Annotated in this window: 11 protein-coding genes and 1 pseudogene; 11 read left to right on the top strand and 1 reads right to left on the bottom strand. The window is 43.2% G+C overall.

What is annotated here, in order from left to right:
- Positions 1 to 430: 430 nt before the first annotated feature.
- Positions 431 to 1,270, bottom strand: a complete 840-nt coding sequence (gene pheA / locus TEPIRE1_RS12340) for a prephenate dehydratase (protein ID WP_013779488.1) — start codon at positions 1,268 to 1,270, stop codon at positions 431 to 433.
- Positions 1,271 to 1,748: 478 nt separating this feature from the next.
- Between pheA and TEPIRE1_RS12330 the strand changes: the two genes are divergently transcribed.
- From TEPIRE1_RS12330 to TEPIRE1_RS12280, 11 genes and pseudogenes are all read left to right on the top strand, one after another.
- The gene (locus TEPIRE1_RS12330) at positions 1,749 to 2,669 is read left to right on the top strand and encodes an aspartate carbamoyltransferase catalytic subunit (RefSeq protein WP_013779487.1); all 921 of its coding nucleotides are present in this window, start codon (positions 1,749 to 1,751) and stop codon (positions 2,667 to 2,669) included.
- Positions 2,669 to 3,964, top strand: coding sequence for a dihydroorotase (locus TEPIRE1_RS12325; RefSeq protein ID WP_013779486.1), 1,296 nt, complete (start codon positions 2,669 to 2,671; stop codon positions 3,962 to 3,964). Before TEPIRE1_RS12330 ends, TEPIRE1_RS12325 begins: the two co-directional genes overlap by 1 nt.
- 97 nt (positions 3,965 to 4,061) lie before the next feature.
- The gene (gene carB / locus TEPIRE1_RS12320; protein WP_013779485.1) at positions 4,062 to 7,253 is read left to right on the top strand and encodes a carbamoyl-phosphate synthase large subunit; all 3,192 of its coding nucleotides are present in this window, start codon (positions 4,062 to 4,064) and stop codon (positions 7,251 to 7,253) included.
- A 167-nt stretch (positions 7,254 to 7,420) separates the two neighbouring features.
- Positions 7,421 to 8,224, top strand: a complete 804-nt coding sequence (locus TEPIRE1_RS12315) for a dihydroorotate dehydrogenase electron transfer subunit (protein WP_013779484.1) — start codon at positions 7,421 to 7,423, stop codon at positions 8,222 to 8,224.
- 12 nt (positions 8,225 to 8,236) lie between these two features.
- On the top strand, positions 8,237 to 9,154 hold the full coding sequence (locus TEPIRE1_RS12310; RefSeq protein ID WP_013779483.1) for a dihydroorotate dehydrogenase: 918 nt from the start codon (positions 8,237 to 8,239) through the stop codon (positions 9,152 to 9,154).
- A gap of 37 nt (positions 9,155 to 9,191) precedes the next feature.
- Positions 9,192 to 9,887, top strand: a complete 696-nt coding sequence (pyrF, locus tag TEPIRE1_RS12305; protein WP_013779482.1) for an orotidine-5'-phosphate decarboxylase — start codon at positions 9,192 to 9,194, stop codon at positions 9,885 to 9,887.
- A 38-nt stretch (positions 9,888 to 9,925) separates the two neighbouring features.
- Positions 9,926 to 10,499, top strand: a pseudogene (gene pyrE / locus TEPIRE1_RS12300) (orotate phosphoribosyltransferase).
- A gap of 54 nt (positions 10,500 to 10,553) precedes the next feature.
- Positions 10,554 to 10,904, top strand: a complete 351-nt coding sequence (locus tag TEPIRE1_RS12295) for a hypothetical protein (protein WP_013779480.1) — start codon at positions 10,554 to 10,556, stop codon at positions 10,902 to 10,904.
- Positions 10,905 to 10,993: 89 nt separating this feature from the next.
- The gene (gene argS, locus TEPIRE1_RS12290) at positions 10,994 to 12,703 is read left to right on the top strand and encodes an arginine--tRNA ligase (protein ID WP_013779479.1); all 1,710 of its coding nucleotides are present in this window, start codon (positions 10,994 to 10,996) and stop codon (positions 12,701 to 12,703) included.
- 153 nt (positions 12,704 to 12,856) lie between these two features.
- Positions 12,857 to 13,495: an MBL fold metallo-hydrolase gene (locus TEPIRE1_RS12285; RefSeq protein ID WP_013779478.1), complete on the top strand. Its 639-nt coding sequence runs from the start codon at positions 12,857 to 12,859 to the stop codon at positions 13,493 to 13,495.
- A 199-nt stretch (positions 13,496 to 13,694) separates the two neighbouring features.
- Positions 13,695 to 15,302 (top strand): CTP synthase, encoded by a 1,608-nt coding sequence (locus TEPIRE1_RS12280; protein WP_013779477.1) that lies wholly within the window; start codon positions 13,695 to 13,697, stop codon positions 15,300 to 15,302.
- Positions 15,303 to 15,349: the final 47 nt, after the last annotated feature.

Genomic DNA, 15,349 nt, shown 5'->3' with positions numbered 1-15,349 from the left:
TTTGATTCTTTGATTCCGATATAGAAAACTATTCCTGTGAAGATGAGACCACCTTCATCTTGGAAGGATTTCTGCATCGAAACCAAATTTTATTAAAAAAAAAGAATCTCACTTAGTGAGATTCTTTTTATACGCTGAAAATATGAAAATGATATGCTTAGGCCGTATAAATGCTACACCGGCAGCAACCTACGCTTAAACTTGCTTGAAACCTCACTTGAAGAAGAAACTATTTTTTTGCAGAACCAATAACCAGTGCTAAAATAAAAATAGTACTGGCTAAAAAAGTAATAAAATTCTGCAAAAGTTCTTCCAGTAAGATTTTTCATGCTCGTTTAAGCCTCCAAATAACAAATAAAAAGTATTTTAACTATTATATATAATCAGTTGACCAAAGTCAAGCAAAATATTTTTTGTCTAATAAACGGCATTAAACGGGGTAGGAGCCTAGGACCTTACAAAAACCTGTCAACTGCTTAAGCTCGACTAGAGCAGTCTTTAATGGTTCATCCAGCCTATGACCTTCCACTTCTATAAAAAAAATGTATTCACCCAGGATTCTCTTTGAGGGCCGAGATTCTATCTTGGTTAAATTAAGCTGCTGTTGTGCAAATACCTTTAAACACTTAAAAAGGCTTCCGGGGCGATTTGCCGTTGAAAAAACAAGAGTGGTCTTGTCGTGACCCGTAGACGGTTTATCTTCTGTTGAAAGTAAATAAAAGCGCGTCATATTATTTTGACTGTCCTGTATGCTTTCAGCTACCACTGTTAGATTGTATAATTTAGAAAGGAATTGATTGCCTATTGCCGCAATGCCATAGGAGGGGCTTTTAGCAACTATATTTGCACCTTCGGCGGTGCTCGATACTTCTTTTAATACAGCATGGGGCAAGTTCTTCATTAAAAATTTGCGGCACTGGAAAAGAGCCTGAGGATGTGAATACACCTCCCTTATTTCTTCAAAGGGTATGCTTTTCTTGGCAAACAGATGCTGAACAATTGGTAAAACTGCCTCTCCGGCAATCATAACCTCCGCTTCGTGAATAAGACAATCTATGGTCATATTGACGGAACCTTCAAGAGAGTTTTCAATAGGCACGATAGCCATATCTATTTGCTTTCCGACGGCATTTATAACATCGATGATTGTAGGAAATGCTATTTTTTCATATGAATCAGGACCTAATCCGCTTTTATTTATCCAATTATCGAGAGCTTCCTCCGAAAAAGTTCCATGTGGTCCCAAGAATCCTATTTTAATTTTAATCATCTCCGTTTCCTGTTCTTAAAAGCGTTATGTAATATGGAAAGTTAACACACTGAAGGTCTGCTGCATTTTATTAAACTAATTTAAAGCATTATATTTCACTTTTTTTGAAAAGTCAATAAATATTTTTTATTTGACAACAGGACCATCGTGTGGTATATTTAAAAAAATAAATAAACGAAGCCAAATGCAACACCTTTAAATCTGGTCCAGCGAGGCCGGCAAGGTTAGACGCATTTTTATAAGTTGGGATAAGAATGCCTTTTTCCGCCTCTGTGGGAAAAGGTATTTTTTGAAAGTGCTGTACATCCCCGCTTAAGAATGTGCCTAAAAATTCCATTGCTTATTAAAAACCCTGCCCCTTGCGGACAGGGTTTTTTGTAATAATAATCTGCTCTCAAGCTGCAGAAAATAGTATAAGTCATATTTATGGACCGTTTAACTTAATTTCTGACGGGGATTATCAGGAAGGAGGCACTTTATGCTCAGTGAAAAACATCTTTTAGGACTGGAGCATATTAAAAAATCCGATATTGAACTAATCTTAGATACAGCGGATTCGTTTAAAGAAATTCTGGACAGGGATGTAAAAAAAGTTCCCACACTCCGCGGAAAATCAATAGTAAACCTTTTTTATGAGCCGAGCACTCGAACCCGCACATCCTTTGAATTGGCAGGCAAGTATCTAAGCGCTGATACCATTAATTTTACATCATCCGCAAGCAGTGTGCAAAAGGGTGAAACCCTAAAAGACACCGCTAAAACCTTGGAAATGATGGGCATCGACGCAGTAGTTATTAGACACAGCTCATCGGGAGCGGCAAATTATCTGTGCAACCATGTTAAAGCTTCGGTAATAAATGCCGGTGACGGCACCCACGAACATCCTACACAGGCGCTGCTTGATATGCTGACCGTAAGGGAAAGAAAAGGCACATTATCAGGGCTTAAAGTAGCTATTTTTGGAGATATTCTCCACAGCCGAGTAGCACGCTCCAATATTTTCGGATTTACAAAAATGGGTTCAGATGTATATGTGGCAGGCCCTTCAACATTGATGCCTGTTGACATAGAAAAGACCGGAGCAAAACTTGCAGCAACCGTAGAGGAAGCTGTAGAAAATGCCGATGTTGTAATAGCACTGCGAATACAATTGGAACGGCAGAAAAAAGGCCTGTTTCCGACGGTGAGAGAATACTGCAAATTCTTCGGCCTGAATAAAGAAAAGCTGGACCTGGCCAAGAAAGATGCCCTTTTACTGCATCCGGGCCCTGTAAATCGAGGAATCGAGCTTACATCAGAGATAATTGACGGCAGCCAGTCGGTCATAAACGAGCAGGTGAAAAGCGGAGTTGCCGTTCGCATGGCTGTTTTATACCACCTGATAGGAGGAAGCCGATAATGAAAAAACTTTTAAAAGGAGCAAGAGTTATAGATCCCAGCCAAAACACAGATACTACAAGTGATGTGCTCATAGTTGACGGACGCATTGCGGCTGTCAAAGACGAGATTGAAATAAGTGATGCAAAAGTAATTGACCTTTCAGGGATGATAGTCACCCCCGGCCTCATCGACATACATGTACATTTCAGGGACCCCGGCTATGAATACAAGGAAGATATCGAATCGGGCAGTATGAGTGCAGCGGTGGGAGGCTTTACGGCAGCTGCATGTATGCCAAACACCAAGCCTCCCATTGACAATGCGGCCTTGGTGCAATATGTAAAATCCAAGGCATCGAAAGCAGGCAAGATAAAACTTCTTCCCATCGGATGTGTATCAAAGGGTCAAGAAGGTAAGGAAATTGCCGAAATGGGAGATATGGCTCAGGCCGGTGCCGTAGCATTTTCTGATGACGGAAAGCCTATAGCTGACAGTGCCCTTATGCGAAAAGCAATGGTTTATGCTTCTATGTTTGATAAGGTGATTATTGACCACTGTGAAGACCCTTTCCTGTTTGAAGGCGGTCAAATAAATGAAGGCTATATTTCAACATTACTGGGCCTTGCGGGAATTCCTGCTGCTGCCGAAGAAATCATGGTAGCCCGTAATATACTGATTGCAAGGGAAATGGGGACTCGTGTTCACATAGCACATGTAAGCACCGAAGGCTCATTAAGACTGATACGACAGGCCAAAAGTGAAGGAGTAAAAGTAAGTTGTGAAGTGACACCACATCATCTTACACTTACCGAAAAAGCTGTGATGGGCTACGATACAAACGCAAAAGTCAATCCCCCGCTGCGAACTCAAAGCGATATAGATGCCTTACTTGAAGGCTTAAAGGACGGCACTATTGATGCCATAGCTACCGACCATGCTCCACACCACATGGACGAAAAAGACATGGAGTTTGACAAGGCGGCCTTTGGCATGGTGGGACTTGAAACGGCTCTCGGCGTGATATTGACACATATAGTTAAAGAAGGTGTTTTGAGTTTAAATGCTGCCATAGAGAAAATGACCTCGGGTCCGGCGAAAGTTTTAGGCCTTGATATGGGAACATTAAAGATTGGAGCACCTGCAGATATAACAGTTATAGATCCGAATCGGGTATGGACCGTTGATAAAAATAAATTTTTCTCCAAAGGCAGAAACACTCCTTTTGACGGTTGGAGGCTAACAGGCAAGGCAGTTTTAACAATGGTCGATGGGAGAATAGTTTATTCTGATGACATTATGCATAATTATTCATAAAAAGGCTTGACCTTCCGAATAATTCAGTGTTAAAATACAATATAATGAATAAATATACCACGAATGAAGTTCGGCTTTTTTGAAAGGAGATTTTCTCATGCCTAGAAATAAAAGCATAAAAAAAGTAATGGTTATCGGTTCAGGCCCCATCATAATTGGTCAAGCTGCGGAATTTGATTATGCAGGGACTCAGGCCTGTTTATCCCTTAGGGAGGAAGGCTTGGAGGTTGTACTGATTAACAGCAATCCTGCTACTATCATGACGGATTCCCATATAGCCGACAAGGTTTATATAGAACCGCTGACACCGGAATTTGCCGCTAAAGTAATACGCCGTGAAAAGCCGGATGGGCTTCTTGCGACATTGGGCGGTCAAGTTGGACTTAATTTGGCAGTGGAACTTGCGGAAAAGGGGATTCTCGATCGGGAGGGTGTAAAGCTGCTAGGAACCCCCCTCACCTCTATTAAAAAAGCTGAAGATCGGGAGCTGTTTAAAAAGCTTATGGAAGACATCGGCGAGCCGGTACCGGACAGCCGTATAGTACACAGCCTTGAAGAAGCCAGAAATTTTGCCAAAGAAGCGGGTTTGCCACTAATAGTGCGGCCTGCCTATACATTAGGAGGAACCGGAGGAGGTGTAGCTAACACTGAGGAAGAACTGATGGAAATAACCTATAATGGACTTCGCCTCAGCCGCATTCATCAGGTTCTTTTGGAAAAAAGTCTGCTGGGCATGAAAGAGATTGAGTTTGAGGTTATCCGGGATGGAAAAGACCAGTGCATATGTATTTGCGATATGGAAAACATCGACCCCGTAGGAATTCATACCGGAGACAGCGTGGTGGTTGCGCCCTCGCAAACCCTTACTGATGCAGAGTATAACAAACTCAAGGCTGCCTCTTTTAAAATAATCCGAGCATTGGGCATCGAAGGAGGGTGCAATGTCCAGTATGCTTTGGATTCTACAACCGGAAACTACTATGTAATAGAAGTAAATCCTCGGGTTAGCCGTTCCAGTGCGTTGGCCTCCAAGGCATCAGGATATCCCATAGCAAAGATAACTGCCAAGATTGCAGCAGGACTTTGTCTGGATGAAATAAAAAATCCTGTCAACGGTGGCGGCAGTGCCTGCTACGAACCCGCCCTAGACTATGTAGTTGTAAAGATGCCCCGCTGGCCATTTGATAAATTTAACGATGCTGACCGCTTCCTCGGCACTCAGATGAAGGCTACCGGAGAAGTCATGTCAATAGACACAAATCTAGAAGGCGCTCTGATGAAAGCAGCCAGGTCTTTGGAGCAGGGTCTTATCGGCCTGTCGCTGAAAAGCCTCAAACAGGCAGATATAGAAACAATAGAGAGGAAAATTGCAAAAGCTACCGATGAGCGATTGTTTGCAGTGGCGGAAGGCTTTCGCCGAGGAATGAGCATAAATGCCATACAAGATTTAAGTAAAATAGATAAGTTTTTCCTTGAAAAGATTAAAAATATAGTTCAAATGGAAAACAAGTTAAAAGAAGAGGAGCTTTCGCCGCAGCTTTTAAGCAAGGCAAAAGCCATGCAGTTTCCGGATAAACTTATTGCAGATTTAACAGGTAAAGATGAAAGCCAGATAAAGGCTCAGCGGAAAGCGAATAATATCCTGCCTGCCTATAAAGCGGTAAACACCCATCCTTCGAAAACCAGTGCGGCTTTACCGTATTTCTATTCATCATTTGAAGACAATGACAAAGCATATACCGATGTAGAGCCTTCGGTAATCATCCTGGGTTCCGGACCCATCCGAATCGGTCAAGGGATAGAGTTCGACTACTGCTCGGTGCATGCGGTTTGGGCTGCAAAAGAGGCAGGCTACAGGACCGTAATCATAAATAACAATCCCGAAACAGTCAGCACGGATTTTAACACAGCAGACTGCCTGTATTTTGAACCGCTTTACATTGAAGACGTACTGTCGATAATTGATCGTGAAAAGCCCCTTGGAGTTATCGTGCAATTTGGCGGCCAGACTGCCATTAACCTGGCGGCCACACTGGAAAGCTATGGTGTAAGGATTTTAGGAACCGATGTAAAGTCCATAGATTTGGCCGAAGACCGGGAGAAATTTGACGATTTACTGAGTGAATTAGGCATTCCCAGGCCGAAGGCCACTGCCGCAAGGAGTGTTGAAGAAGCTCTGGCTAAAGCCGGAGAAATAGGTTTCCCCATGCTGGTAAGGCCATCTTACGTCCTTGGCGGCAGAGCCATGGAAATAGTATATAATATGAAAGAACTTAAAAATTATATGGAAAATGCCGTAGAAGCCTCCAGCGAAAAGCCGGTGCTCATAGACCGATATATCGGAGGTACCGAGGTAGAAGTCGATGCGGTTTGCGACGGCAAGGAAGTACTGATACCCGGAATAATGGAACATATCGAGCGGGCAGGCATCCACTCAGGCGACAGTATTGCCGTATATCCACATCAGACGTTAAGCCCCACTGCCGTAGAAAAAATTGTAGACTATACTACCCGGATTGCCCTTAGGCTTTCGGTAAAAGGCTTAATAAATATTCAATTCGTAGTTGAAAATGACAAGGTATATATAATAGAGGTAAACCCCCGCTCAAGCCGGACAGTTCCGTATATGAGCAAAATTACCCAAATTCCCATGGTGAACATCGCTACCAAGATAGCATTGGGGGAAAACCTTGCCAATCTGGGATATAAAGGCGGATTGCTTCCGCCCAGGCCTGATTTTGTGGCCGTAAAAGCACCGGTATTTTCCTTCTCGAAGCTGCGAATGGTAGAACCTTCCCTAGGCCCCGAAATGAAATCAACCGGCGAAGTCCTAGGCATGGAAAAAACCTTTGAAAAGGCATTATACAAGGCATTTACCGCTTCAGGAATCATCGTTCCCACAGACGGAGCAATCCTTGCTACTATTGCTGACAGAGATAAGAAAGAGGCCGTAAAACTTCTGAAAAAGTTCTGGGAACTAGGCTTTAAGATATATGCTACGAATGGCACTGCCGAAGCCTTAAAAGCACAGGGAGTTTCGGTTGAAGTAGTAAACAAGGTTGAAGAAGGTTCTCCCAATATCATCGACCTTATAAAGGAAAACAAAATAGATATGATAATAAACACCCTTACACGGGGCAAAGCACCCCAGAGAGATGGCTTCAAAATACGTAGGGTGGCAGCCGAAGACGGCATCCCCTGCATCACCTCACTGGACACGGCGCGCGCCCTCTATAAGGTAATCGAAGCTACCTCCGTTTCCTGCCGACCGCTGGCGGCAGGTGCCTAAGCTCAGACATTCTCAGGTCAAAATTAACTTTTTGCGATGGAATTAATATTTGGTTTCAGTGTAGAAACTATTCGAAGATGCAGTCATCTTTACCGGAGTAATTTTTACACTGCGAACATATTAAAAAACATATTAAAAAGTATTTAAACATAGAAAGGGGCATTTTTTTGAATAATACTGTTGCCGCCTTGGTAGATATTGTACAAAATAAGGAAATAGCTCCAAATATCTATCATATGAAGATAAAAGCTTTAGATATAGCCAAGAAGGCTGTGCCCGGACAATTCCTGCACATCCGCTGCGGGAAAACCCTTTCGCCTCTTTTGCGAAGGCCCATAAGTATTGCTGACATAGATGAGAAAACAGGCTGTGTCGAAATAATATACAGGGTGGTGGGAGAGGGGACCCGACTCCTCTCCCAAACTCTTACCGGTCACAAGCTGGATGTAATCGGACCTCTGGGAAACGGATTCCCCCTGCCGGAAAAAGATGCACCCTGCATTATAGTTGCCGGCGGGATTGGAACGGCACCAATCATATATCTTGCTAAAAAAATCGCTTCAGAGTCGAAGAATAAAAACAGCATTACCACAGTATTGGGCTTTACTACAAAAAGCGAAGTATTCGGTGAAGAATACCTTAAATTCCCGGGAGTAGAAACAATAATTGCAACAGATGACGGAAGCTATGGATACAAAGGATTTCCAACGGATATATTGAAAAGACTCCTTCAGGAACACATGGGTAAAACCAATCCCATAATCTACTCCTGTGGGCCTAAGCCCATGCTCATAAAGGTAAAGGAGATTGCGGCAAGTAAAAACATCAGAGCATATCTTTCCTTGGAAGAGCATATGGCTTGTGGCGTAGGGGCATGTTTAGGATGTTCGGTAAAATCTTCCGGAAAAGTATATAAAAAAGTTTGCAAAAACGGGCCGGTATTTGAAGCCGGAGAAGTAGAGCTGTGTTAAAGGAGAATGGAAATGATACATGATGTGGACTTTAGCGTCAATATAGCAGGCATAAACATGAAAAACCCCGTCATGGTAGCTTCGGGGACTTTTGGTTTCGGCAGAGAATATAGCGATTTTTACGATATAAATAAACTGGGGGCCTTAGTGACGAAGGGCCTTACATTTATGCCAAAAAACGGCAATCCTCCCCCTAGGGTTCATGAAACACCTGCAGGCATGCTGAACTCCGTGGGTCTTGAAAATCCCGGTGTCCAAGGATTTATTGAGGAGGAGTGGCCGCATCTTTCAGAACTTGCCATACCCGTAATAGCCAACATCGACGGTGATACGGTGGAAGACTACCATAAAATAGCAAAAAAGCTGTCGTCACTTGAAGGCCTGGCAGCACTGGAGGTAAATATATCCTGTCCCAATGTGGAAAAAGGGGGTCTTGCCTTTGGGCAAGAACCGGAAAGTGCCTTTGAAGTCATAAAAGCAGTCCGTGAAGCTACAAGACTTCCCATCATAGCCAAACTTTCGCCAAATGTCACACATATCCAGAAAATTGCCGAAGCCGCAGTGTCTGCCGGAGCCGATGCTGTTTCCCTCATAAATACCCTCCTGGGCATGGCAATTGATATCGATACACAGCAGCCCATATTTAGCCGCAAATTTGCAGGCCTTTCAGGGCCAGCAGTAAAACCGGTTGCACTGCGCATGGTCTGGGAAGTTTGTGAAGCGGTGGATGTGCCTGTCATAGGCATGGGCGGCATAACCACATGGCAGGACGCGGTAGAATTTATACTGGCAGGAGCTTCAGCCGTAGCCATAGGCACCGCCAACTTTGTAAACCCTACGGCTCCCCTTGAAATCATAGAAGGCATAAAGGCATATCTTGACATGAAAGGCCGAAACCTTCAAGACTTGATAGGTGCTGCAAGAGGATAAGCCATATAATATTTAAAATTTCGAAAGGAGACAGCGTATGTCATATGATTACAGTAAGGTCATCATAGCACTGGACACCCCCGATGAACAAAAAGCCTTGGAAATTGTTAGACTTTTAAAAGACAAGGTATCTGTTTTTAAGGTAGGACTGGAACTTTTCTGTTCACAGGGACCTAAAATTGTTAAAAAGATTAATAATGAAGGGTGTAAAGTTTTCCTGGATTTGAAACTGCACGATATCCCGAATACCGTAGCCGGTGCTGCAAAAGCATGTTTGAGCACCGGTGCGTTTATGCTTGATGTGCATGCATCCGGCGGGTGCCAGATGATGAGAAAGGCTCGTGAGGCAGTGGACAATGCAGATGTTTCCCCAAAGCCGATTTTACTTGCCATTACTGTCCTTACAAGTCTTGATGAGAGCGATTTGGCAGCTGTAAATATAAATAAATCACCGACAGAACAGGTAAAAACGCTGGCACTTATGGCAAAGGAATCAGGCCTCGACGGGGTAGTAGCCTCCCCTAAAGAAATATCCGTCATACGGGAGGCAGCAGGAGATGATTTCCTAATAGTAACACCGGGAGTAAGACCTGCATGGGCTGCGACGGGAGATCAAAAGCGTGTTATGACTCCGGCTCAGGCCCTTGACGAAGGTGCGGACTACATAGTAGTAGGTCGCCCGGTCACCGCTGCCCCGGACCCTGCCGAAGCCCTTAATAAGCTATTTCAATAGTATATAAGATGATAATTGCCTTGAAGGGAGAAATTTTTATGACAGATGAAGATATTTTAAAGCTGTTTTATGAAACGGGGGTGCTCAAGACCGGACATTTTCTTTTGACCTCCGGACGCCACAGCGACAAATACATGCAGTGCGCCCAGCTCCTGCAGTATCCTAAATCAACGGAACAAGTATGTGCCAAGTTGGCTGAAAACGTAAAGGATTTGGGCATTCAAACGGTAATTGGCCCGGCTATGGGCGGCATAATAATTTCCTATGAAATGGGAAGGCAGCTTAATACCCGTGCTATTTTTACCGAAAGGGAAGAAGGCAAAATGGCGCTTCGCCGCGGTTTTACCGTAAAGCCCGGTGAAAGGATACTTGTAGTTGAGGATGTAGTTACTACCGGCGGTTCAGTAAAAGAGGTCATATCACTTATAAAAGAGCTGGGCGGCGAAGTAGCTGCCGTAGCGGCACTGGTTGACAGAAGCGGCGGCAAGGTGGACTTTGGTGTGCCTGCGCATTATCTCTTAAAGCTGCAGGTAGAGTCCTATGCTCCTGAAGAATGTCCGCTGTGCAAAAAAAAACTTACCTATAATAAAACCCGGCAGTCGAAAAAAATAATAAGTGCACTAATCCCCCCCTCGCGCATAATATAAACAAGAGAGGGGGATTTTTATGGATTTGGGATGGCTTAAAATGATAATAAATGTGATAACAAATGAAGCGGTAATGGAGCCTTTAATCGCACTCATACTCGGCTATGGCGTAAACATATATGCAAAAAACCGCCGCTTTAAAATCATCATGGACATAACTGCTGATATAGTTGATTATATTGAAGAAAACTATAAAGACTGGGGCATAACAGGCAACGAGAAGATGGATAAATTCTTAGAGCTGTTTATAAAGGAGTTCAAAAAGCAGGTTGGCCGCAAACCAAAGGATGTAGAAATTGAAACAGCTCGCATTCGAGCCGAAGCTTTAGTCCAGAGAGCCCGCAGGGACGGTGGCGGCAAAAAACGATAATTGTTGCAATTAAAATTTCTGAGTGGTAGAATTTACTTACGTAAAACGACAGCAACGTTACGTGAAACATTTTTTAGTAGGAGGATCTTATGAAGGACTTAAAGACACAAGTTCAGCAGAAATTAATGGATATTGTAATGTCTGCCTTAAATAAAGCCATTGACGATGGGGCTTTGCCGATTAAGGACATACCTGATTTTCATATTGAAGTTCCTCAGGACAAGGGCCATGGAGATTTTGCCACAAATATCGCTATGATTTTGGCAAGGGAAGCTAAAATGCCTCCCAGAAAAATCGGAGAGGTCATTGCCGAAAGAGTTGATACTACACATAGCAACTTAATTGAAAAAATAGAGGTTGCAGGTCCCGGATTTATCAATTTTTACTTAGTACCTACTTGGGTTAATGCTGTGATTTCGGATATACTAAAATATGGCAGCGACTTCGGGCGCTGCAACACAGGTGAAGGTAAAAAAGTTCAGGTGGAATTTGTAAGTGCAAACCCCACCGGCCCTATGCACATGGGCAATGCCAGGGGTGCGGCATTAGGTGATGCCCTGGCATCAATCTTAGAAATGGTAGGATTTGATGTAACAAAGGAGTTCTATATAAATGATGCCGGCAATCAAATTGAAAACTTCGGCCTTTCATTGGAAGCCCGTTATCTCGAGCTGATGGGCAAGCAGGGCGAAATCCCCGAAGGCGGCTATCACGGTGAAGACATAATAGAACATATGAAAGACTTGATTGAGCAGGAAGGCGACAGGTTTTTATATATGGACTCTCCCACCCGCAGAGCCTACTTTATTAATTACGCGCTCGAGAAAAATATAGAGCGCATGAAAAAGGATTTGGAAAACTTTGGAGTTCATTTTGATGTATGGTTTTCAGAACAGAGCTTGCACAGTAGCGGAAAGGTAAATGAGGTTATAAAGATTTTGACAGACAGGGGATACACCTATGAAAAGGATGGTGCCCTTTGGTTTAAAGCTTCACAGTTTGGAGAAACAAAGGATGAGGTATTGATAAGGGCAAATGGCTTGCCTACATACTTTGCATCGGATATAGCTTATCATAAGAATAAATTTGACAGAGGCTTTGACTGGGTAATAAATATTTGGGGAGCAGACCATCATGGGCATATAGCCAGAATGAAGGGGGCTCTTGAAGCCTTGGGTTATGACCCGGACAAGCTTACGGTTATCATCATGCAATTGGTCAGGCTTTACCGCAATGGCGAGATAGCCCGTATGTCCAAACGTACCGGTCGGGCTGTTACCTTAGCCGACATTGTGGAAGAAGTGGGAAAAGATGCCGCAAGGTTTTTCTTTAACCTTAGAAGTGCCGATACCCACTTGGACTTCGACTTGGATTTGGCTATAAAACAATCTGACGACAATCCCGTATACTATGTTCAATACGCCCATGCCCGCATATCCAGCATACTCAGGCAGGCAAAAGAACAGGGAGTAGATATACCCAATGTAAATAATCTTACACAAAATGACATGAATAAATATGCAGACTTATTAATTGAGGAGTCCGAAATAGAGCTCATTAAAAAACTTGCCGACTTTCCCGGTGAAATAAAGCTTGCTGCCGACAATCTTGCTCCGTACCGTATTACCGTATACTCTCAAGAACTGGCATCGGCATTTCATTCCTTTTATAATAAATGCCGAGTGCTGACAGATGCTCAAGATTTGACAACCGCCAGACTTTTGCTGGTTATGGCTGTCCAGCAGGTAATTAAAAACGCACTGGCGATTTTAGGAATCAGTGCACCGGATCGCATGTAGGGTTCATCCAAGAATTGGAACTGGCAGAAATGGATAAAATAACGGTGCAAAGAAGGAATTTCAATTTTTACCAAGAATATATTATAGTTAGGATATTTTTTTATAGAGATATATATAAACTAAAACCTTGAATGAAAGGGAGGTTTTCCAGTCGTGAAAATTCGGTGGTTCGGCCATTCCTGTTTTCTTTTGGAATCAAAAGATGGCACAAAGATAGTTACCGACCCATTCGACGGAAGTGTGGGCTATAAGATACCGATGGTTGAAGCAGATATAGTAACCGTAAGTCATGACCATTATGACCATAATTATGTGGAGGGAATTCAAGGCGACCCGGAGGTTGTAAAATCTACAGGTGAATGTGCTATAAGCGGTATAAGTATAAAGGGTATCCCGGCTTTTCATGATGAAGCCAAGGGAGCCAAGCGAGGTCCCAACATAATCTACACTTTTGAGATCGATGGTATTAGAGTATGCCATGTAGGAGATCTGGGGCATTTACTTTCAAAAACCCAGATAGAAGAAATCGGCGATGTGGATGTAATCATGATTCCGGTAGGAGGAACCTTTACCCTGGATGCCGATGGAGCTGCTGCATTGATAGAACAGCTTTCCCCCAAGATTACCATTCCCATGCATTTTAGAACACCGGCTGTCAGCATGCCCATAGATCCGGTGGATAAGTTCGTAGAGAAGATGGGTGATGTGGAGCACTTAGATTCCAATACCATAGAGATAAACCCCGAAACCCTTGATAATCAGAATCGTATAGTAGTTCTAAATTACGAATAAAAAACGGTTCGGGACAAAACTCACAGCAGCCATCATTATGAGTCTGAAAACTATCGTCAAATCCCCTGAGAGGTTTTATTCTTCGGGGATTTTTACTAAAATAAAAGCTCCGGTGCTATTGACAATCACCCTTATAGATAGCTAAAATAAAGTGTATGAGATTTTTCATGTACGGATAAATATCAAGGGGGATTTATTCATGTCAACCAAATATATATTTGTAACGGGAGGCGTAGTGTCTTCCCTAGGCAAAGGTATAACGGCGGCCTCGCTGGGGCGCCTTTTAAAAAGTAGGGGTCTATCTGTCACTATGCAGAAATGTGACCCCTATATTAATGTGGATCCGGGAACAATGAGTCCCTATCAGCATGGCGAGGTTTACGTAACCGATGACGGGGCAGAAGCCGACCTTGATTTAGGCCATTATGAACGCTTCATTGATGTAAGTCTTACCAAAAACAGTGATATAACCACAGGGGAGATTTACTGGACGGTAATAAACAAAGAGCGGCAGGGCAAGTATCACGGAAAAACGGTGCAGGTCATTCCACATATAACCAACGAGATAAAAGAACGAATAATTCGCGTTGGCGAAGAATCCAAAGCCGATGTGGTCATTACCGAAATAGGAGGCACTGTCGGCGATATTGAAGGTCTTCCGTTTTTGGAAGCCATAAGACAGATGAAGACAGATGTGGGGCGCGACAATGTGCTCTATATTCATGTAACGCTTGTACCTTATATTTCTACAGCCGGTGAACTAAAAACAAAACCGACCCAACACAGTGTAAAAGAGCTTCGCAGTATCGGTATACAGCCTGATATCATCGTCTGCCGTTCGGAATATGCCATACCCAAAGATTTAAAAGAAAAGATTGCACTGTTTTGTAATGTTGAGCCGGAATGCGTCATCCAGAACTATGATGCCGAAACTATCTATGAAGTGCCTCTCATACTTAAAGATGAAGGCCTTGATGAGATAGTTGCAAAAAAGCTGGGCGTAGACGGCAGAAAAGCCCAACTTGCCGAATGGGTAGAGATTGTGCAGAGGATAAAAAATCCTTTAAAACAAGTGAATATAGCGCTGGTAGGCAAATACGTGGAACTGCACGATGCATACCTTAGTGTGGTTGAGGCCCTTTGCCACGGCGGTGCGGCCAATGATGCCAAGGTTAACATCAAATGGGTTCATTCGGAAGAGCTTGAGCAGGAAAGTGAAAAGCTTTCATCGGTTTTTTATGATATAGACGGAATAATAGTTCCGGGAGGTTTTGGCGAGCGGGGTATAGAGGGTATGATAAAGACCGTTGAATATGCCAGAGAAAACAAGATTCCGTTTTTTGGCATAGGTATAGGTATGCAGTGTGCAATAATAGAGTTTGCGCGAAATGTATGCGGTTTGAAAGACGCCCATTCCACCGAAATAAATCCTGAAACCCCTCATGCTGTCATAGATTTTCCGCCGGAAGAAAAAGCACTTAATGTCAAGGGCGCCATGCGCTTAGGCAGCTATCCCTGCAGAGTTGCCGAAAATACCATAGCCATGGCGGCATACGGCAAAGAACTTATAAGCGAACGGCACCGCCACCGCTACGAGTTCAATAACGATTATCGAAAAGTCGTTACAAATTTTGGTTTAGTGTTATCAGGTATATCACCGGATGATAAATTTGTCGAAATAATAGAGCTTAAAGAACATCCGTGGTTTTTAGGAACCCAGTTTCATCCGGAATTCAAATCTCGACCCAATAAGCCCCATCCACTCTTTACCAACTTCATAAAAGCTGCCGTTAATTTAAAAAATTAGCAGGAAAAACCAGATATTTGTCTAATAATATATATATTACTTTTCTG

The organism is Tepidanaerobacter acetatoxydans Re1 (genome assembly GCF_000328765.2).
Classification (GTDB): Bacteria; Bacillota; Thermosediminibacteria; order Thermosediminibacterales; family Tepidanaerobacteraceae; genus Tepidanaerobacter; species Tepidanaerobacter acetatoxydans.
The sequence above is the reverse complement of the archived record's forward strand: the minus strand, read 5'-3'. Positions and strand labels throughout refer to the sequence as shown.